Raw genomic sequence first — 19,935 nt, 5'->3', positions numbered from 1 at the left:
TTTCGCTTTCGTCGTCAGGGCAAGATGTCATCCAGATTTAAGGTTTTAACCGGCACCGTGGCCACCGCCGCGCTGCTCTCCTTGTGCGCGCCCGTCTTCGCCCAGTCGGATGATGACCCCGAGATGCGGATCGAGCGGCTGGAGAACCAGCTGCGCCAGCTCACCGGCCAGAACGAGGAGTTGCAATATCGCAACCGCCAGCTCGAGGAGCGGCTGCGGGCGCTCGAAGGCGGTGCGCAGGCCGTGCCCGGCCAGCCGCCGGTCCAGCAGCCCAATGTCGCCGCGGTGCCGCCTGCCCAGGTGGCGCCGGCCTATCGCCAGCAGCCGCAACAGCAGCAGGTCCAGCCGAATTACGAGCAGCCGCAGATCGCCGCGCCCGCGCCGATCGTTCAGGAGCAGCCGGGGCCCGGCGCACCCGGCTCGCGCCGTCGCGGCGATGCGTTCGACCCGAGCCAGAGCCCGAATGCCCCCGGCGCGCCGCGCGCCCTTGGCGGCGGACAGCAGCCGATGCCGTCGAGCGGTCAGGTCGGCGCGCCCGGCGGGCGCAACGCCGGCGAGCCGCTCGATCTCGCCAACACCAGCCCGCGCTATCAGCAGGGCGTCCCGCCGGCAGCCCAGCCCGGCTATCCGCCGGCGCAACAGCCGCAGGGCTATCCGGCACCATCAGGCGGCGCCGGCCTGACGACGCTGCCGCCTTCGGCGACGCCGCGCGACGAGTTCGATCTCGGCATCGGCTACATGCAGCGCAAGGACTATGCGCTGGCCGAGCAGACCATGAAGAATTTTGCGCAGAAATATCCGAGCGACCCGCTGCTCGGCGACGCGCAATACTGGCTCGGTGAGAGCTACTTCCAGCGCCAGCAATATCGCGATTCCGCGGAAGCCTTCCTCGCCGTCACCACCAAATACGACAAGTCCGGTAAGGCGCCCGATGCGCTGCTGCGGCTCGGCCAGTCGCTGGCCGCGCTGAAGGAGAAGGAAGCCGCCTGCGCCGCCTTCGGCGAAGTCGGCCGCAAATATCCGCGCGCCTCCGCCGGCGTCAAAGCCGCGGTCGATCGCGAGCAGAAGCGGGTGAAGTGCTGAACCGCTGACAAGGCGGACAGTGCTGCGCTAAACAGTCGGTCCATCCACGGACGATTGCAGCGTCATGTCAGACGACGACAATTCACCGATCACAGCGCGCGCGGCGAAGCAGCTCTTCGCCGAGCTTAAAAACGCACCCGCATTGGTGCTCGCCGTCTCCGGCGGGCCCGACTCGGTCGCGCTGATGTGGCTCGCCGCACGCTGGCAGCGCAGCCTTGCGCGCGGCCCGCGCCTCACCGTCGTCACCGTCGATCATGGCCTGCGCCCGGAAGCGGCGCGCGAGGCGCGCGAGGTCAAGCGGCTGGCCACGGAGCTCGGCCTGACGCACCGGACCCTGCGCTGGCGCGGCGCCAAGCCGAAGACGGGATTGCCTGCCGCTGCGCGCGAGGCCCGCTACCGTCTGCTCGCGGAGGCCGCACGCAAGACCGGTGCCAGCCATGTGCTGACCGCCCACACCCGCGACGACCAGGCCGAGACCCTGCTGATGCGCATGCTCCGCGGCAGCGGGCTTGCCGGCTTGTCGGCGATGGCTCGCCTCACGGCGCGCGACGGCATCGTGCTGGCGCGCCCGCTGCTCGACGTCCCGAAGTCGCAGCTCATCGCGACCTTGAAGCGGGCGAAGATCGGCTTTGCCGACGATCCCACCAACCACGACACGACATTCACCCGGCCGCGGCTGCGCGCGCTGCTGCCTCAGCTTGCCGCCGAGGGCGGCGACAGCAGGAGCCTTGCGCGGCTGGCTGCGCGCCTCTCGCGCGCCAATGCGGCCGTCGAGGTGCTGGTCGATGGCGCCGAGCGCTTCCTCCAGCTCCGCTCGCGCTGCGATGCGCCGCAGGCGGCAGGACGCAGTTTCGAAGCCGAATCCTTTGCCCTCCTGCCGGAGGAGGTCCGGCTGCGGCTGCTGCTGCGGGCCGTCAATGCCCTCGGCCATGAGGGGCCGGCGGAACTCGGCAAGGTCGAAGCCCTGCTGGCCGCGCTCGAGCGCGCCATGGTGCAAAATCCCCGCGCAGCCGCAAATGGCCGTGCGATCCTGAAGCAGACCCTTGCGGGAGCCTTGATCAGCCTTGCCGGGGGGCGTATCCACGTCGCGCCTGCGCCGGCCCGGCGGCCGCAAAGGGACTTGAAAGGCGGATGAGGGCGGATCATGACACCGCTCGTTTCCGCCGTACGGCGTCAGGACACCTTAACCAGGCAGGAACCAGGCAGGAAAAACCCCGGCTAGGTCGCCATTATTTCAGCGGGAATCGCTCTAAGATGGGATAAATAGTCCCATCTCGTTCCCTTGGCAGCGACCGGGGCGGCACCTAAATTGTATGCGTCCAACCGAGAGGATTCCTTGGGGATTTCCTCGCATTGCCCAAGGATTAGGGCCGCGATCCGCGCGACCACGAAGGAAGATCGATGAACGCCAATCTGCGCAATTTCGCCCTCTGGGTCATCATAGTGTTGCTGCTATTGGCGTTGTTCACGCTCTTCCAGAATCCGGGTCAGCGCGCCTCCTCGCAGGACATCGCCTTCTCCCAGCTCCTGAGCGAAGTTGACCGCGGCAATGTGCGCGACGTCGTGATCCAGGGGCCGGACATCCACGGCACCTTCACCAATGGCTCAAGCTTCCAGACCTATGCGCCGAACGACCCGACGCTGGTGAAGCGCCTCTATGACAGCAAGGTCCAGATCACCGCGAAGCCGCCCGGCGACAACGTGCCGTGGTTCGTCTCGCTGCTGGTCTCCTGGCTGCCCTTCATCGCGCTGATCGGCGTCTGGATCTTCCTGTCGCGGCAGATGCAGGGCGGCGCCGGCAAGGCGATGGGCTTCGGCAAGTCGCGCGCCAAGATGCTGACCGAGGCTCATGGCCGCGTCACCTTCGAGGACGTCGCGGGCGTCGATGAGGCCAAGCAGGACCTCCAGGAGATCGTCGAATTCCTCCGCGACCCCGGTAAATTCCAGCGCCTCGGCGGCCGCATTCCGCGCGGCGTGCTGCTGGTCGGGCCTCCCGGCACCGGCAAAACCCTGATCGCGCGTGCGGTCGCGGGCGAAGCCAACGTGCCGTTCTTCACCATTTCGGGTTCGGACTTCGTCGAGATGTTCGTCGGCGTCGGCGCCAGCCGCGTCCGCGACATGTTCGAGCAGGCCAAGAAGAATGCGCCCTGCATCATCTTCATCGACGAAATCGACGCGGTCGGTCGTCACCGTGGCGCCGGTCTCGGCGGCGGCAATGACGAGCGCGAGCAGACGCTGAATCAGTTGCTGGTCGAGATGGATGGCTTCGAGGCGAACGAGGGCGTGATCCTGATCGCTGCCACCAACCGTCCCGACGTGCTCGATCCCGCGCTGCTGCGTCCGGGCCGCTTCGACCGTCAGGTCGTGGTGCCCAATCCCGACGTCGTCGGCCGCGAGCAGATCCTCAAGGTGCACGTCCGCAAGGTGCCGCTGGCCCCGGATATCAACCTCAAGACCATCGCGCGCGGCACCCCGGGCTTCTCCGGCGCCGACCTGATGAACCTCGTCAACGAAGCAGCCCTCACCGCCGCGCGCCGCAACAAGCGCATGGTGACCCAGGCCGAGTTCGAGGAAGCCAAGGACAAGGTGATGATGGGCGCCGAGCGCAAGTCGCTCGTCATGACCGAGGAAGAGAAGCTGTTGACGGCCTATCACGAGGGCGGCCACGCCATCGTCGGCCTCAACGTTCCCGCGACCGATCCGATCCACAAGGCGACCATCATCCCGCGCGGCCGAGCGCTGGGCATGGTGATGCAGCTCCCGGAGCGCGACAAGCTGTCGATGTCTCTGGAGCAGATGACCTCGCGCCTCGCCATCATGATGGGCGGCCGCGTCGCCGAAGAGCTGATCTTCGGCCGCGAGAAGGTCACCTCCGGCGCCGCCTCCGACATCGAGCAGGCCACCCGCCTTGCCCGGATGATGGTGACGCGCTGGGGCCTGTCGGAAGAGCTCGGCACCGTCTCCTACGGCGAGAACCAGGACGAGGTCTTCTTGGGCATGTCGGTCTCGCGGACGCAGAACGCTTCTGAAGCGACGGTCCAGAAGATCGACTCCGAGATCCGCCGTCTGGTCGAGGAAGGCTACAAGGAAGCGACCCGCATCCTCACCGAGAAGCATGGCGACCTCGAAGCGCTGGCCAAGGGCCTGCTCGAGTTCGAAACGCTCTCCGGTGACGAGATCGTCGACCTGCTCAAGGGCAAGAAGCCGAACCGCGAGTCCGTGCTTGAGCCGGCCACGCCGCGCGCCTCCGCCGTGCCCCCGGCCGGCAAGTCGCGCCCGCGGCCCGATCCGGATCCCGGCCTGGAGCCGCAGCCGCAGGCGTAACGCTTAGCGTCGTCATCGTCGGCCATACCGGCAGACCAGTTGCGCAAAAGCCCGGCTTCAAGCCGGGCTTTTGTGTTTTCGCGGACTGCCGCTCGGCACCGTCTATGGCGGCATCATCGGTGAACCGACCGCGATCACGCGAACAGGATGTCGGTCGGATGAACCGTCGCGTTGTTGGTCAGCGTGATGATCTCGTTGTGGGCGTCGAGCCCGGAATGGATCTGCCACTGGCTGGCGCTGATCTGGGTGAAGGTCGCGCCCTGGGCAACGGTGCCGAAGCCGATGAACTCGAAGGAATCGCCCACGGCCGCACCGCCGCCGTCAAAGTCCTGGACCGAGTCGCCGGCGGATTGACCCGCGCGGAACACGATGCTGCGGGCGCTGCGCGGCGTCGAGCCTGGAACAGCTATGGTAAAGCCGCCATCACGACTGATCTCGTCTTAAGCGTTGGCCACCCGACGAGCCGCCCAGTTCGGATACCACGCCACCGGCTTGGTTTCCCGCGATAGGACCGACAGCGACGAAATCGCGATGAAGGCCATCCCCATCCCGATCGAACCCGTCAGGAACGTGGTTGCGGCCGTCGAAACGAACACGAAAAGGCTCGCCAGTAACAGGGCCAGAGCCAGGGTCTTGTTGCAGGCAGGTATTCGACGGTAGAGCCAGCAAATCGCGCCGAACAGAATGAACCACGTAGCGAGTCCCAACAGTCCCTGCTTATAGAAAACTTCCAGGTAGTTCAGTTCGATCCTGCTGCGCTGATCGATCTTTGCGCCAAAGCCACGGCCGATCAGCAGCGTCCGGAAATCGAGACGGTCGGCAACGAAGCGGATGTCGCCAGAGCGATAGGAATCCGTCGGCCGCTCGAAGTTTTTCACGATGGACTCGCCCGCGGGAGGTTTGTTCCGCGGATGCTCAACAGAGCTCCGCTCGAATTCCGCACGAAGATTGGTGTCGGCCTGGTGCGCGAACAGCATGACGGCGATGAGGACCGCTAATTGACCGGCAAGCTGGAGGGCGCGGCGATCACGCGTCATGACGAAGCCGACAACCAAGCATGCAGCCAGTGCGAACGTGAGGCTCCGCGTCAGCGTGAGGGCAACCGCAGCGGCAGCGATGGCGCCGGCAATCTTGGTCATCTTGAAAGGGTCGAGCGACAGCAGGACAGCCGCAATGCAAACGTAGAACATGCCCTTGTAGAAGAAACCGACGAACGGCGCGTGCTTGTCGACGGTCTGCCGGAAGATGAACTCGTCGCTCACGAACAAGGCATCATGAATTCCGGCGTAGCTGACAAGGCCGAGGCTGGCGCTGAGGAGCAATAGCAAATAGCAGGCCGCGAGCAGCACCCCAGAGGCCACGAGGATCGAGACCACTGTCGTCACGTCGATCCGAGACCGGATGGCGACAACGAAAAACAGCAGCATCGGGAAATACAGGAGCGGCTTCAGCTCGAGCATGACGGCCGCGGCGGGGCTCGCATCGGCAACCATATCTGACCCGGAGCTCAGGACGTACCCGGTATCAAAATTGCCGGCGAGATAACCGTAGACGAACCCGAAGCTCGTCACACCGAAGAACATTGCGAACAGCCACCAGATCGCCCGCGGCGGCCGGCATTCTGGCCGCGCCACAACGCTCGCGACGGCCCAGAGCATGCATAATACGAACAGTAGATCCCGGAGCCTGAAGCTGCCGAGCTTGGCAAGGTATCCATTTCCGCCCAGAGCCAAGTCGGTCACAACGAAGATCAGCAGTACAGCGCCAACCATGGGGCTGGCGAGGACTGCAAGCCGCGTGCGCACGGGCCGATAGGAAAGCGCCAGGCTGATGACGGCCATCAGCGGCAACGCTGCGAGGCCCGCAAGAACGCTCGCCGCGCCGCGCCCCGCATGGACCATCTGTGGCGGAAGCTCGTCCGCCTCTGAGAGGATTACTTTGCGCCGGCTGAAAGGGGTATCCCTCAGCCATTGATCCAGAGTATCAGCCACCCAGGCGGTCGCGCGCTCGGGCGTGTCACCGAGCGCCTCGATGGAGAGCACTCGCGAACCGTCGGCGTCGGGTCCTATAAGCTCCCTGAAATTGATCCTCATCCGATCCTGCTGGACGCGGTCTGGGAGCACCCCTGGACCTGGTCTCAGCCAGGCTCGCAAGTGTGCCTCTTGGACAGGCGTCAGACGGAGGACAGCGGAACCGCGATATGATCCTGATGAAGACGGATTGATGATAAAAACCGTAAGGGAGGCCAACGCGGCGCCGCCGAGGATCAGCCACCACCAACGCAGCTGCGTACGCAGAATTGCGGGGTTAAAAACGTCGCTAAACTGGCCTACGTGGAACATATGGCCCCTCCGAAAGGGGGCCAAATAACACGTCATGCGTGTATCGATCAACCCGCCCAAAGATCGATATATATATATATATGAGGACGGATTCTCAGAACCCCAACTGCTGCCGAAGGATCGGAAATGCCATCGCCGCCTCCTTAGCCGTGCCAGTGTTGACATCGTGGATGGTGTCGAAATAGTCCGCCAGCATGAGGCCTGCATTGGAGAAGTTCAACGGCGGCATGAGGCCATTCGAAGTTGCCACGGTTCTGATGGCCGTCCTGTAGGATGCCGGGATGTCATAGGCCGTTCCGGTCGCCGGGTTAGTCGGATGCGGCTCGCACAGGATCTTTTCGGAGGAGGCGCCGGAAGGGCTCCCGAGGTTCGAGAGCATCGTTTGCAGATTGCTCTGGAACGTCGCCGCCGCGACCGCCGCCCGCAACTGTCAAGCGAGCCGGCCTCCGGACTCGCCTGCGTCGGATTTTAACACTACTGCTGAATCAGGGGTTGTCGTCCGGCGGGGCGTCGTGGCAGCCTTAGCCCGGCCGATCGGCCCGCCGCAAGAGCGGGCAGGCAAATGGGGAGGGACCGATGCGCCTTGCAACGGCCTGCTGTGCTTTCGGCATCGCCTGGTGCCTGATACTGCCCACGCGCGCCATGGCCGCCGAGATGCGCGGCATCACCGCCACTGAAATCAAAATCGGCCAGACCATGCCCTATAGCGGACCGGTCTCCGCCTTCGGCGCGCTCGGCAAGGGCGAGGTCGGCTATTTCAAGATGCTGAACGAGAAGGGCGGCATCAACGGCCGCAAGGTCAATCTGATCTCGCTCGACGACAGCTATGCGCCGCCGAAATCGGTCGAGCAGACCCGCAGGCTGGTGGAGAGCAACGAGGTCGCGCTGATCTTCTCCTCGATCGGCACCGCCCACAACACGGCGATCGCGAAATATCTGCAGAGCAAGAACGTGCCGCAGCTCTTCATCGGCTCCGGCGCCTCGAAATTCGCCGACATCGCGCAATATCCGCAGGCGAGCATGGGCGTGCAGGCGCCGTTCCGCTACGAGGCGCGGCTCTATGCGCGCTATGCGCTGGCGAAGAACCCGAATGCGAAGTTCGCCGTGATTTCGCAGAACGACGATTACGGCCGCGACTATCTCGCCGGCCTCAAGGACGTGCTCGGCGAGAAATACGAGTCCGTGGTCACCAATGCCACCTACGAGATCCAGGACCCGACCATCGATTCCCAGATCGTGAAATTGAAGGCGTCAGGCGCCGACGTGTTCGTGATCGCGGCGACGCCGAAATTCGCCGCGCAAGCGATCCGCAAATCCTTCGAGATCGGCTGGCGTCCGATGACGTTCCTCTCCAACGTCGCGGTGTGGGTCTCGACCGTGATGGAGCCCGCAGGCCTGGAGGCCGGCACCGGCATTCTCTCCACCGCCTATGTGAAGGACCCGGATGACCCCGCCTGGAAGGACGATCCCGGCGTGAAGGGCTGGCGCGAATTCATGACAAGGTATGTGCCGGAGGCCGACCAGCACGACACAAACTACGTCAATTCCTACAACAGCGCGATGGCGCTCGAGGCCGTGCTGAAAGCCTGCGGCGACGACCTCTCCACCGAGAACATCCTGAAGCAGGCCTACGCGATCCGCGACCTCGAACTGCCGATGCTGCTGCCCGGCATCAAGGTCAACACCAGCCCGACCGATCACGTCCCGGTCGACCAGATGCAGTTCATGCGCTTCAATGGCAAGAGCTGGGAACGTTTTGGCGAATTGCAGACCGGGAATTGATGATCAGACGAGGGTAGCTTCAGCATCAGGTTGGGCAAAGCCGTATCAGCGCGCTGCCCCCGCCCGACATGATTGCGGGCAAGTGTCGCCGCGCACTCCGTCATTGCGAGCGCAGCGAAGCAATCCAGGCTGTTACCGCGGAGGGATTCTGGATTGCTTCGCTGCGCTCGCAATGACGATGTGGATGCAGTTGCTCTCGCAACAACGACAGTCTCGTAGGGTGGGCAAAGGCGCGCAAGCGCCGTGCTCACGATCTCTTTGCAATCGCGACAGTGTCGTGGGCACGCTGCGCTTTGCCCACCCTGCGACAGCTCACTTCGCCGCGGCTCCACGCCCGAGAAACCGCAGCAAATCGTCGTTGAACTGCTCGGGATCCTGCAGGAACGAGAAGTGGCTGACCTGCGGCTGGATCAGCAGGCCGGCGCCCGGAATGTTCGCCGCCATGAACTCGGTGTTCTCGCGCTTGATCGCCTCGTCGTGGTCGCCGTCGACGATCCAGGTCGGCACCTTGATCGCCGCGAGATCCGAGGCCGTCCATTTCGGCTGGCTCTCCCACATCTTGGTGATGTCGGCGACAAAGCCCTTGTACTCCGTCGGCGTCGGCGACAGCCGTTTGTACTCCTCGCCGGCCCTCGCGATGTAGGCGTTGAAGACGTCGCTGTTCGCGATATCCGCAACGCCTGACGGGTCCGAGTTCGCCGCGAAGGCGAACAGCTTGCTGACCCGTTCGGGGTGCTTCATGGCGATGTCGAGGCCGATGATCGCGCCGTCGCTCCAGCCGACGATCGCCGCCTTCCTGATCTTGAGGTGATCGAGCAGGGCGACCACGTCGGAGGCCATCAGATCGTAGCCATAGGGTTCCTGATTGCGGCTGCTGCGGCCATGTCCGCGGCTCTCCATGACGATGACCTGATAATGCCGTTGCAGCGCGCGGACCTGGTGACCCCAGTAATTGGCGTTGGCGAGGCCGCCATGCAGCAGGATGACGGGATCGCCGCGGCCGAACGTTGCGTACCAGACCTTGATGCCGTTGACGGGTGCGAACCCGCTCTGCGTCGCCTTCGGCAAGGTCGGCGTTGGCGGCAGGTTCAGCCATTGCGGCGCGGCATGGGATGCGCCGATGGACACCGTGATGAGAAGCGCGGCGAAAAAATTGCGAAACATCATGATGCCCTTCCTGTTCGACGACGGATATTACCGCATGGCAACGCCGACGAGTCACGTCTCAAGGCAGTGCCGCACTGAGACGTGAAGTGGATGCAGGGTGGGCAAGGGCGCGTATGCGCGGTCGCATTCTGCAAACAAACGACTCTTTCCGGATTTGAACGGCCGGATTTCGCCTGATGGCGGGTTTGGCTCGCGGCGAGCTTGTCCAGCGCACCATGTCGACCCACGTCCTGCCGCACCGGCCGCAGGACGCACCGGCGCATGAAGGAGATCGACCATGACTGGACTTAAAACCCTCGCTGCCGTGGCTTTGTTGTCGGCCTTGACCGCAACCACCGCTTACGCGCAATCCGGCTTTGCGAGCAGCCATCCGGATGCGTACGAGGCCGAGAATCCCGATCGCAACCTCAATGGCACATTGACGCCGGCCGGCCGGCTCGGCCTCGAATTGCCCGACGGCGGAGCCGCCGCGGGGGGCGTGGACAATGCGATGGCGCGCGTGTCGCGGGCCTGCTCCGAGCGCTATCGCTCCTTCGATCCGGCGACGGGCACCTATCTCGCTCGGAACGGCGTCCGTTACCTCTGCAGGTAACGAGACGCGCCTGGTGCGGCGATGGCGGTCTGTTCCCTCCCCCTCTTGTCCGCTGGAGCCTCGGCGAAGGCTGATGCGGGGGAGGGCGAGGGGTGGCCCAGGAGAGGGTGATAGTTGTCGACGATGGATTGCGTGTTCAGGCGGGATCCATTTCACTAGCAAAAGTTAGTTTCGGATCCGTGCGCCGGGTTGGCGAGGTTGTCTCCATTGGTCGTATTGACGATGCGGATGTCCGCCAATTAAGCCTGTTCGTACACAATCAAGGTATCCATCCCGTCTGTTGAAATCCCGCATGCACCGAACAGGCCGTGGAGCGAGTGGCTCCGGCAAACTCTTTGCGCCCACTGTTCTAGTCATCCTCGTCGCGACAGGATTGATCCGTTACGCCCTCGATCATTCTGGCGCTTCGGTCAGGGATGATGCGCGGGTGCTTGCTTCAATCGAATCCGATCCGGTGAAGCGCGCGACAGAGAAGCCTTCGGCGAACAGTAGCGCGACGACGACTCCATTGCCCGCTACCTCGGCGTCGAGGACGGAGTCCTCGCAACCGGCTGAAGGAATAAATAAAGAAGCTTCCCCAGCGGCATCTGTTCGGGTCACGGCGATCCGGGTCGAACAAGGCCTTTTTACCGACATTCGCGTCCGCGACAACGTTATTTGCGCCGCAGATTATCCGTTCTTGGGAATCGGAGAGGCCGGAGGAGAATTTGTTGCTCTGAACGGCATTGCTCGGCAATCGGCCAGCGACAATTACCTCTCGGTCTATCGCGGCAATAAATGGATCGCCGTGAAGGATCGCGGGGTCGATCCCCTCAATTTGGGGTTTGCAGAAGCTGACAGATTGGTTCGGACGGCGAACGATTTGTGCCCCTCGCCCTCGTCAGACATTGTGGGAGAAGCTGCGCGAAAAATGAAGGAGGGGGAGGCAAGGCTTGTTCAACTCGGCTCAACATTCGGACTTGGATCGGTCAGCCGGCCGCGGCCTACCAGTGAGCCGAGGAAAGCGCCGGACGACGACGCGACCGAAGTAGTTGCCTGGCATTTGACGCAAGGATTGGCTCGCGAAGCACAGGTCGGTCAGAAGATTCGTACAGCAGGAGGGATGGCCTGTTTTAGATTTGACGAAGATGAGTACCGATGCGTGAAGTTCGACCGTACGCACGGGCGCACCGCCATATTGGCGGCTGCGAACATCGATGGGCCCGAAAAGCAGACCGTCGACGAGCACTGTTTTACGCTAGCGCGCAGCCTGAATGACCGGCGTTGCGATTTCAACGTAACGATGGTCGTGAAGCAGCGGGGTATGGATCACCTGGAGAGGACGTTTATCTACTCCAGCGACAATATGAAATTGAAGCATTGGTCGAAATATTAGGCGAATGGATTCGGATGGCGCCACCGCAATGATTCCGCGAGGTCGCGCCGTCAGCCGAATTGGAGTCCGACTGCCGCTCGCCTGAAGCGACACCCTTATTTCGCCGTCGCCGCCGCTGCGCCGCTCGCGTCGTCCCGCACATGGACCACCGCGATGCCGTCCGTATAGATCCGCTTCCAGCCCTTGAGATGATCGAGGATCTGGGGGCCCGGAGAATCGGCGACCAGCAGCGTCCCGTCGATCTTGTGTTCGTCGAGCAGGCCGGGAAGCAGCGCGGGCTTGCGTCCCTCCGTCGCGTTGAAGAAGTCCATCACGAATTTTTCGCCATAGAGCTCGGCGCGGCCGTCGACGAACACCGGAACGTCGCGCGCGATCAGATAGCCGCCGAACTTGTAGGCGTTGAAGATGCGCTGCGCCCCGCGCTTCTCGAGCAGGTCGACCGCCGCAACCGGCGTCTGGTCCATCGTGAAGTTGAAGCGGTGATGCGACATGAAGAGCGAGGTCGAGGTCCAGGCCGCAGCCACGATCATCAGCGCGCCCGCTGCGGTGATGTAGCGGGCGAGCGAGCTCTGCCCGCCTTGCGCGTCGGCTTGCTGCAACGGCGATTTTTCGCTGAGCGGCTTGGCCAGCACCAGCGGCACCAGGAAGGCGAAGGCCTCGATGCTCCTGACATGGGTCAGCGCCATCCAGGTCAGCAGCAGGATCAGCAGGATGCGCGGCGGCGACAGCGTCAGGCCGCAATAGAGCCCGAGCGCGATCAGGCCGAACAGCGCGCCTTCGAACGCGTTGAAGGATGCGAAATTCACCGGCGACCATTCGGAGATGACCGTCAGCAGCTCGCCGAGATTGAGGATGTTGGTCGCCCCCAGCAGCGTGCGCCAGCCATAGGGCGTGACGCAGCACGCGGCCAGCGCCGCGACGCCGAACAGGAACCAGCGCAGCAGCAGCCGGACCTGCTTGTCGGATTCGAGCCCCCACAGCGCCACGAACGCCATCGGACCGATCAGCGCGAGGCCCAGCACGAAGCCGCCATGCAGGTTCGCCCACAGCGATATCAGCGGTAGATGGGCCCATGACGGCGTGCCCCGGCGATCGGCGGCATTCATCAGCATGCCGACCCACGCGATCATCACGGGCAGCGCCAGGATGTGCGGCCGCGCCAGGATGTGATGCAGCGACAGCACGACCGCCAGCATCGCGAACAGCACCGAGCGCGGCATCTCCATGTGCGCGTCGAGCAGATCGACCAGGATCGCCGCCGACAATGCGACCGCGAGCGCGGTGAGGATCACAGGTCCCGCCCAGTCCCATTGCGCATAAGACAGCGCGAACGCGACCTGCGACAGCCACGAGGTCGAAACCCAGGGCGCACCCGGCCGCGTGAAGGAATAGAAGTCGGTGTAGGGAAGGGCGCGGTGATCGAGGATCCACTGCCCGATCTTGATCTGCCAGAACGAGTCGGAGTCCTGAAGCAGCGTGTCGCCGACATAGAGGAAGAAGAGATAGGCGCCCGCGCCGACACAGAGCGGCACCAGCGCCCGCGCGCGGCTCTGCACCGCGATGCTGTTGGCAAAGGAAAGGGACATGCCGCCTCGTCGTCCTGCTTTTTCTTCTGGAGTTGAGGAGCATTGAACCACAGCGTTCATAACTTCGAGTAAATCGACGGCGGGCCCGTGTGACGTCGTTACAATTTAACGGATTGTTTTCAATTCCGGTTTACCATCGCCCAATACACGCAAACCGCTCAGTGTTTACGCAGTCGAATTAACTGCGGCGCAATTCTTTACCTCTACGTTCGGTTCCATGGTCGGGCGGCGCTGGGAAGCCGAAGAGACCAGACCACTTGTAGCCTTGTGTACTTTTTGGGAGCACTCTATGAAGAACCTCGTTGCGCGTTTCGTGAAGGATGAATCCGGCGCCACCGCCATTGAATACGGTCTGATCGCTGCCGGCATCGCGCTGGCCATCATCACCGTCGTCAACAACCTCGGCAGCACGCTGAACACCAAGTTCGGCTCGATCTCGACCAGCCTCAAGTAAGACTGGACGACCTGAGAGTTTTGAGAGCCCCGTCCTCGACGGGGCTCTTTTCGTTTGGGCGGCACGACATCCTTCCAAGGCCCGTCCATCCATCACCGTCACCCTGAGGTGGCCGCCTCTTCAGCGGCCCTCGAAGGGCGACGGCCCGGCTGCATCTCGGCCGTTCATCCTTCGAGGCTCTCCGCGCGCCGCGTTGCGCCGCGCGGCTCGCACCTCCAGCGACAACGGCTTCGCCGTTGCGCGGGGATGACGGAAGTGCCGTCCCGTAGCGTGGGCAAAGCGCCTTGTCTCGCCGTAGCTCGAAGAGCGAAGGCGGAAGCGTGCCCACCAACTGCAAATGATGCGGCACGCCGCACCTGCACCGTCATTGCGAGCGCAGCGAAGCAATCCAGGCTGCTTCCGCCGAGAGACCCTGGATTGCTTCGCTGCGCTCGCAATGACGCGGAAGCGTCAGCGTGCCGCCGCCATGATTGTTGTCGCGGAAAAATCCGTGGGCACGGCGCTGCGCGCCTTTGCCCACCCTACGGCAGCTTGCTTGTGGTAGCGACGAGCGCCCCGTTACTCCGCGAGGCTGGGCTGCCACACCGCCACAGGCGCGGCGGAGACACGCGAGGTATGGCCGAGCCGCTCGACACAAAACTTCGTCGCCCAGATCGAGGCTGCGGCAACCGCAATGCCGCCAGCGACGTCGATGAGATAATGCGCGCCGATCGCGGGCGTTGCCGCGATCATCAGCATGTTGAGCGCGGCCGCGATGCCGCCGATATAGCGCACCGGCCACAGCGCCCACATGTAGAGCACGGCGGATGCGGCGTGGAAGCTCGGAAACGAGACGATGCCGGACAGGAAGAACAGCCGCAGCTCCTGCAGGCTGCCGTCGCGAAGCGCGAGGATGTCGCGCAGCTGGCCGGCATAGACCGCGGTATTGATCTCGGGGAAATGCGCGGCCGGCAATTGCAGGGCGTAATAGGTGCCGATCGCCGGCACCACGGCGGAGATCGCGATGGTGACCGTGAGCGCAAGACTCATCGCCAGCATGAACACCTGCAGCCGCACATAGCGCACCGTCAGCGTCAGCACGACGGGGATGCCGAGCAGCGGCCATTTGATCAGCCCGTAGCCGCGCGCCAGGATATCGGCGAGCCAGGGATGATCGTTGATGTAGCGCGCGATTGGTTCGGGATCGAGGCCGAGCGCGCGATCGATCGCCAGCAGCGCGTCGTCCTGGAGCGGCCAGTTCAGCTTGCCCGCGACGTAGCTCAGCGGACCGACGATGGCGCAGGTGAGAATGACCTGTCCGATCGTGCCGAGCGAGAACACCAGCTTCGGATCGGCGAGATCGCCCTTGGCGAGCCGGTGGTGATAGGCGACTGCGACGAGGACGGCCGCGATCGCCAGCGTGATGCCGTAGGCGACGGGCTCGAGGCTCAGACCGGTCGCAGGCAGGCCGAACGCGAGCAGGCTGCCCATGGCAACGATGGGAAGCCAGTTCAGCTGGTAGAGCTGCCAGGCGGTCCGGGCGTCGGTGTCGCGCATGCTGCACCCAAGGAAACGCACAAGTGGAATCGCAGTACCGCGGCACAGTCGCGGAGCAGGTTTAAGATGGCGGTAACGAGCGTGGTTAGTTGTTTACGAACCGGCGTTGTGCATTTGCGAAGAGTCGCCTCCCACCGCATGACATGACGCTTTACGCAAATGCATCTTGTCATCCCCCGTGAATAGTTGTTCAGTCCTTGCGGGGCGATTTGCATCTTTGCAGTGACGAAGCGTTCGGCCGCGGGCGTGCGGCAGGCGTGTGGGACAGGAAGCGCGCCATGGTTTATCGGCGGACGCATCAAGTGGTTAAGCGCCTGGCAGCCCGGCGCAGCGCGATTTTGGCGGCAGCGCGCGAGGCGGCGGCGGAAGGCGGGATGGCGGCGGTGCAGATCGCGCCGGTCGCGGTCCGCGCCAGTGTGGCGGCGGGGACGGTCTACCGCTACTTCCCCTCCAAGGCCGAGCTGATCTCCGAATTGATCGCCGAAGTCTCGCGCGACGAGCTCGCGGCGATCCGCAGGGCCGCCGATGCCGCGCCGGGCCCGTCCTCGGCGCTGGCGGCGGCCGTCACCACCGTGGCGGTCCATACGCTGTCGCAGCGCCGCCTGGCGTGGGGCATTCTGGCCGAGCCCGTCGATGTCGATGTCAGCGCCTCCCGGCTTGCCAGCCGGCGCGAGATCGCCGGCGAGATCGCCGCGCGGATCGATGCCGCCGTGCGTGCCGGTCATTTGCCGGCGCAGGACACCGCGCTGGCCGCGACCGCGCTGCTCGGGGCGCTGCATGAAGCCCTGGTCGGCCCGCTCGCGCCCGACAATCTCGAAGATCCCGTCAAGATGCGTGACGCAGTCCAGACCGTGACCCTGCTGGCGCTGCGCGCCGTCGGCGTCATGGACGCCCGCGCCCGTGGCCTCGTGGTGCAGCAGACGCTGCTGCCGACCACCAAGGCGCTGGTTGGGGCTTAAATCGAGGCTGCGGCCGGGGTTGCGGCCTGATCACGCTCAGGCCGTTGTCCGAGCGCGTCTTTTCGCAAAACCCGCGCGAGGTTGCCGGACGTGCCGGCTACTGTGCATGGGGTTGTTTTCGCACTTTTTGTTTTGGCCGCCTTTGTTTTGGCCGCCTGGGCGGGCCTACATATTCGCCTCGCCCTCGGGGCCGACCGAGGCGATGCGCACCATGTTGGTGGTGCCGGGAATGCCGAGCGGCACGCCGGCGACGATGATCACGCGCTGGCCGGCGCGGACGAAGCCGTCGCGGAAGGCGATCTGGCCGGCGCGGCTCACCATGTCGTCCTGGTCGCGCGCATCCTCCGCCACCACGCAATGCACGCCCCAGACCACCGCGAGCCGGCGGCCAGCAGCCATGTTGGGTGTGATCGCCACGACCGGCGGCTTCGGCCGCTCGCGTGCCACGCGCACGGCAGTCGAGCCCGAGCTGGTCCAGCAGATCAGCGCAGGCAGATCCAGCGTCTCGGCGACCTGCCGGGCGGCGTCGGCGATGGCATCGCCCGCGGTGGCCTCGGGCGCGGGGCGCTGCGCCGTGATCACCGACCGGTAAGTCGGGTCGCGTTCGACCTCCTCGCCGATGCGGTTCATGGTCGAGACCGCCTCGACCGGGAATTTGCCGGCTGCCGATTCCGCCGACAGCATGATGGCGTCGGCGCCCTCATAGACGGCGGTGGCGACGTCGGAGACTTCGGCGCGGGTCGGCACCGGCGACTGGATCATCGATTCCAGCATCTGCGTTGCGATCACCACCGGCTTGCCGGCGCGGCGCGCCATGCGCGTCATCTGCTTTTGCAGGCCCGGCACGCGCTCGAGCGGTAATTCGACGCCGAGGTCACCGCGCGCCACCATCAGCGCGTCGGAGGCCTCGATGATGTCGGCGAGCCGGTCGATCGCCTGCGGCTTCTCGATCTTGGCCATCACGGCGGCGCGGCCGCGGATCATCTTCTTGGCCTCGATCACGTCGTCGGCGCGCTGCACGAAGGACAGCGCGATCCAGTCGACGCCGGTGACCAACGCGGCCTCGAGGTCGGCGCGGTCCTTCGGGGTCATTGCCGAGACCGGCAGATCGGTGTCGGGCAGGCTGACGCCCTTGCGGTCGGACATCCGGCCGCCGACCACGACACGCGTCACCGCGTGCTCCTTCGTGGTCTCTTCCGCGATCAGGCGGACCTTGCCGTCGTCGAGCAGCAGCGCATGGCCGGGCCGCAGCGCCGCCAGGATCTCGGGATGGGGAAGATTGACGCGCGTGGCATCGCCCGGCGTCTTGTCGGAATCCAGTGTGAAGATCTGGCCGTTCTGCAGCTGCACCGCACCTTCAGCGAAGGCGCCGAGCCGGAGCTTCGGTCCCTGGAGGTCGACCAGGATGCCGATCGGGCGGCCGTAGCTGCTCTCGACATTGCGGATCGTCGCCACCAGCTCCCGCATCTTGTCATGCGGGGTGTGGCTCATGTTGATGCGGAACAGGTCGGCGCCGGCCTCGAACAGGCGGCGGATCATCGCGAGGTCCGAAGAAGCAGGTCCGAGCGTCGCGAGAATCTTGATACGGCGAAGACGCCTCATGGCTTATTTCCAGGCGGGGGTGGGAGGCCGGGCGAGCCCGGGGGCGTAGCACCGGGCGGGCCATTGGGCAAACCTGGAACGCCGCCCGGGCCAACCGGGCCGGGCAGGCCAGGCACGCGTTGCTGCGCCGGCTGTTCGTTGGCATCGGTGAGCTGGACGGTCCAGGCGCGCTGCTCGCCGGTATCGACCTCGAAATAGCCGGTCCGGTCATAGCCGCGCGCGAGGCAATCCTCGGTGCCGCGGATGGTGAATTCCTTGTCGCGCGAGCACATGAAGGCTTGGCCCGACCATTCGCCGCCGCGGTCATAGTCGATCGCGTAGATGTAATAGTAACGGGCGACCAGCGTTCCCCGCAGCAGGGTCTCGCAGGACCGGGACGAGATGTTCCACCAGCCCTCGGTGGTCCAGCCCTCGGCGTCCTTGTAGCCGAGCGCAATGCCGACCCGGCTCGAGGTATTGTTGCAGAGCCGGAAATCGGCGGCGGCCGGGCTGCTCCAGAGGCATAGCAGGGCAACCGCCAGTACCGGGACCAACCGGGCGAGCAGGCGAAGGGGGAGGCGGGGAGATTCGGCGATCATTGTCGCGGAACGTATACCAGATGATTGACGATTTGGCGTAGGGCCCGGGGAACCGCCCCAAAGGTGGCCTTGGCCCGTTTGCCCCGCGATATGGCAAAATCTGTGACAGGACCCCACCTGATCCCGTAAGGGTTTGGCTGGACACGCCACTGCCAGGGATAAGAACGATGGCCATCGACGACAAAACCAGAACGGAGCTCGAGGCGGCCGCTTTCCGCCGCCTGGTCGAGCACCTGAAGACGCGGACCGACGTCCAGAACGTTGACCTGATGAATCTGGCGGGCTTCTGCCGCAACTGCCTGTCCAACTGGCTCAAGGACGCCGCGGACGCGCAAGGCGTGCCCTTAAGCAAGGACGAGAGCCGGGAAGCGGTCTACGGCATGCCCTACGAGACCTGGAAGTCGAAGTACCAGGGCACGGCCACGCCCGAGCAGATCGAGGCGATGAAGAAGATCCATCCCCACAGCCACTGAGGGGGATGATCCGAGGCGCGCTCTGAGTCGCATCACACAACAGCTTTCTTTGCACCCCCGCAGGAAGATGTGGGCGCGCTGTGGACGAGCGCGATGCTTGCTTGAACGCAGGGGGTACGAACCCTAAGGGTTCTGCCAGCACGCGCGGTGGATGCCGGCGTCACTTCGTTTTGCCAGTTCCATTGGGAGTATCAAGATGGCCACCTCCGCCGCCGTCCGCGACGACGAGCCCGCGACGAAATTTGCCAAGGACCAGCTCAAATCCATCATCGAGCGCATCGAGCGGCTGGAGGAAGAGAAGAAGGCGATCTCCGACGACATCCGCGACGTCTATGCCGAGAGCAAGGGCAACGGCTACGACGTCAAGGCGCTGCGCACCATCGTGCGCCTGCGCAAGCAGGACCCGAATGAGCGCGCCGAGGCCGAGACCATTCTCGAGACCTACATGCAGGCGCTGGGGATGCTCTGAGGCGTTAGTGCCTTGAGCAGTGCTGCCGTAGCCCGGATGGAGCGAAAGCGAAATCCGGGTCTCGCAATGCAGGCGGCATTTCCGGATTACGCTTCCGCCTTCGCTCTTCGAGCTACGGCGGACAAGGCGCTCCATCCGGGTTACAAATTGCGCGTGTTTCGTTTGGAAACGGAGACGCGAATGACTGCGCCGCTGCTGCCGCGTGAGGTGAACCGTGCCTTCGGCGCCCTTCCGGCGCCGATCGGCACGCGGCTGCTCCAGGTGCGCGAGCTGATCTTCGCCATTGCCGCGGCGCATGACGATGTCGGCAAGCTCACCGAAACGCTGAAATGGGGCGAGCCCGCTTATCTCACCGATGAGTCCGGCAGCGGTTCGACGATCCGGCTCGGCCGCCTCAAGGACTCCGACCACGCCGCCATCCTCTTCAACTGTAAGACGACGCTGGTCGACACGTTTCGTGAGCGCTTTCCCGATCAGTTCGAGTATCGGCAGACGCGCGCGTTGCTGTTGCCGGTGGCGGGCAAATTGCCGAAGCGGGAGCTATCGGTCTGCCTGTCGCTGGCGCTGACGTATCATCTGGACCGGCGGGGGAAGAGGGCGCGGTAAGCTGGCG

Annotated in this window: 19 protein-coding genes; 11 read left to right on the top strand and 8 right to left on the bottom strand. The window is 64.5% G+C overall.

All coding sequences use genetic code 11. The annotated features are described in order from the left end of the window. Window positions 1–24 precede the first annotated feature (24 nt). The 3 genes from ybgF (at window position 25) to ftsH (ending at window position 4,407) form a co-directional block, all read left to right on the top strand. A complete protein-coding gene (ybgF, locus tag RAD16_RS25735; protein ID WP_458160636.1) occupies window positions 25–1,083 on the top strand; it encodes a tol-pal system protein YbgF in 1,059 nt (352 codons plus the stop codon). A gap of 64 nt (window positions 1,084–1,147) precedes the next feature. Continuing rightward, window positions 1,148–2,218 (top strand): tRNA lysidine(34) synthetase TilS, encoded by a 1,071-nt coding sequence (tilS, locus tag RAD16_RS25730; protein WP_458160635.1) that lies wholly within the window; start codon window positions 1,148–1,150, stop codon window positions 2,216–2,218. 266 nt (window positions 2,219–2,484) lie between these two features. After that, window positions 2,485–4,407 carry an ATP-dependent zinc metalloprotease FtsH gene (gene ftsH, locus RAD16_RS25725; protein WP_458160634.1) on the top strand — a complete coding sequence of 641 codons (1,923 nt, stop codon included), beginning with the start codon at window positions 2,485–2,487 and terminating at the stop codon, window positions 4,405–4,407. Window positions 4,408–4,541: 134 nt separating this feature from the next. Here the strand turns inward: ftsH and RAD16_RS25720 are convergent, their stop codons facing one another. The 3 genes from RAD16_RS25720 to RAD16_RS25710 form a co-directional block, all read right to left on the bottom strand. Next, window positions 4,542–4,712, bottom strand: a complete 171-nt coding sequence (locus tag RAD16_RS25720; RefSeq protein ID WP_458160633.1) for a hypothetical protein — start codon at window positions 4,710–4,712, stop codon at window positions 4,542–4,544. A gap of 135 nt (window positions 4,713–4,847) precedes the next feature. Continuing rightward, entirely contained in the window at window positions 4,848–6,500 is a 1,653-nt protein-coding gene (locus tag RAD16_RS25715) for a hypothetical protein (protein WP_458160632.1), read from the bottom strand. A 343-nt stretch (window positions 6,501–6,843) separates the two neighbouring features. After that, window positions 6,844–7,176, bottom strand: coding sequence for a hypothetical protein (locus RAD16_RS25710; protein WP_458160631.1), 333 nt, complete (start codon window positions 7,174–7,176; stop codon window positions 6,844–6,846). A gap of 149 nt (window positions 7,177–7,325) precedes the next feature. Between RAD16_RS25710 and RAD16_RS25705 the strand changes: the two genes are divergently transcribed. Next, entirely contained in the window at window positions 7,326–8,531 is a 1,206-nt protein-coding gene (locus tag RAD16_RS25705) for an ABC transporter substrate-binding protein (protein ID WP_458160630.1), read from the top strand. A 312-nt stretch (window positions 8,532–8,843) separates the two neighbouring features. Here RAD16_RS25705 and RAD16_RS25700 read toward each other — a convergent pair whose 3' ends face one another. After that, window positions 8,844–9,698, bottom strand: coding sequence for an alpha/beta fold hydrolase (locus tag RAD16_RS25700; RefSeq protein WP_458160629.1), 855 nt, complete (start codon window positions 9,696–9,698; stop codon window positions 8,844–8,846). Between the two features lie 277 nt (window positions 9,699–9,975). On the opposite strand from RAD16_RS25700, the gene RAD16_RS25695 reads away from it, so the two are divergent. Then, window positions 9,976–10,290: a BA14K family protein gene (locus RAD16_RS25695; RefSeq protein ID WP_458160628.1), complete on the top strand. Its 315-nt coding sequence runs from the start codon at window positions 9,976–9,978 to the stop codon at window positions 10,288–10,290. A gap of 373 nt (window positions 10,291–10,663) precedes the next feature. Beyond that, window positions 10,664–11,665 carry a hypothetical protein gene (locus RAD16_RS25690; protein ID WP_458160627.1) on the top strand — a complete coding sequence of 334 codons (1,002 nt, stop codon included), beginning with the start codon at window positions 10,664–10,666 and terminating at the stop codon, window positions 11,663–11,665. Window positions 11,666–11,760: 95 nt separating this feature from the next. On the opposite strand, the gene RAD16_RS25685 is transcribed toward RAD16_RS25690, so the two are convergent. Next, window positions 11,761–13,251 (bottom strand): hypothetical protein, encoded by a 1,491-nt coding sequence (locus RAD16_RS25685; RefSeq protein WP_458160626.1) that lies wholly within the window; start codon window positions 13,249–13,251, stop codon window positions 11,761–11,763. 289 nt (window positions 13,252–13,540) lie between these two features. Here RAD16_RS25685 and RAD16_RS25680 point away from each other — a divergent pair, with 289 nt between their 5' ends. Continuing rightward, window positions 13,541–13,705, top strand: coding sequence for a Flp family type IVb pilin (locus tag RAD16_RS25680; RefSeq protein WP_130363127.1), 165 nt, complete (start codon window positions 13,541–13,543; stop codon window positions 13,703–13,705). Window positions 13,706–14,263: 558 nt separating this feature from the next. Here RAD16_RS25680 and RAD16_RS25675 read toward each other — a convergent pair. Further along, the gene (locus RAD16_RS25675) at window positions 14,264–15,241 is read right to left on the bottom strand and encodes a phosphatase PAP2 family protein (protein WP_458160625.1); all 978 of its coding nucleotides are present in this window, start codon (window positions 15,239–15,241) and stop codon (window positions 14,264–14,266) included. A gap of 278 nt (window positions 15,242–15,519) precedes the next feature. Between RAD16_RS25675 and RAD16_RS25670 the strand changes: the two genes are divergently transcribed. Then, the gene (locus RAD16_RS25670; RefSeq protein ID WP_458160624.1) at window positions 15,520–16,200 is read left to right on the top strand and encodes a TetR family transcriptional regulator; all 681 of its coding nucleotides are present in this window, start codon (window positions 15,520–15,522) and stop codon (window positions 16,198–16,200) included. Window positions 16,201–16,365: 165 nt separating this feature from the next. Here RAD16_RS25670 and pyk read toward each other — a convergent pair whose 3' ends face one another. Together pyk and RAD16_RS25660 are read right to left on the bottom strand one after the other, a co-directional pair. Next, the gene (gene pyk, locus RAD16_RS25665; protein WP_458160623.1) at window positions 16,366–17,802 is read right to left on the bottom strand and encodes a pyruvate kinase; all 1,437 of its coding nucleotides are present in this window, start codon (window positions 17,800–17,802) and stop codon (window positions 16,366–16,368) included. Continuing rightward, window positions 17,799–18,380, bottom strand: coding sequence for a DUF1036 domain-containing protein (locus RAD16_RS25660; protein WP_458160622.1), 582 nt, complete (start codon window positions 18,378–18,380; stop codon window positions 17,799–17,801). Before RAD16_RS25660 ends, pyk begins: the two co-directional genes overlap by 4 nt. 167 nt (window positions 18,381–18,547) lie before the next feature. Between RAD16_RS25660 and RAD16_RS25655 the strand changes: the two genes are divergently transcribed. From RAD16_RS25655 to RAD16_RS25645, 3 genes are all read left to right on the top strand, one after another. Further along, a complete protein-coding gene (locus tag RAD16_RS25655) occupies window positions 18,548–18,853 on the top strand; it encodes a DUF1244 domain-containing protein (RefSeq protein ID WP_458160621.1) in 306 nt (101 codons plus the stop codon). Between the two features lie 196 nt (window positions 18,854–19,049). Continuing rightward, a complete protein-coding gene (locus RAD16_RS25650; protein WP_018641571.1) occupies window positions 19,050–19,322 on the top strand; it encodes a DUF2312 domain-containing protein in 273 nt (90 codons plus the stop codon). Window positions 19,323–19,502: 180 nt separating this feature from the next. Continuing rightward, window positions 19,503–19,928 carry a DUF1801 domain-containing protein gene (locus RAD16_RS25645; protein WP_458160620.1) on the top strand — a complete coding sequence of 142 codons (426 nt, stop codon included), beginning with the start codon at window positions 19,503–19,505 and terminating at the stop codon, window positions 19,926–19,928. Window positions 19,929–19,935: the final 7 nt, after the last annotated feature.

This window comes from Bradyrhizobium sp. 18BD (assembly GCF_054185225.1).
The sequence above is the reverse complement of the archived record's forward strand: the minus strand, read 5'-3'. Positions and strand labels throughout refer to the sequence as shown.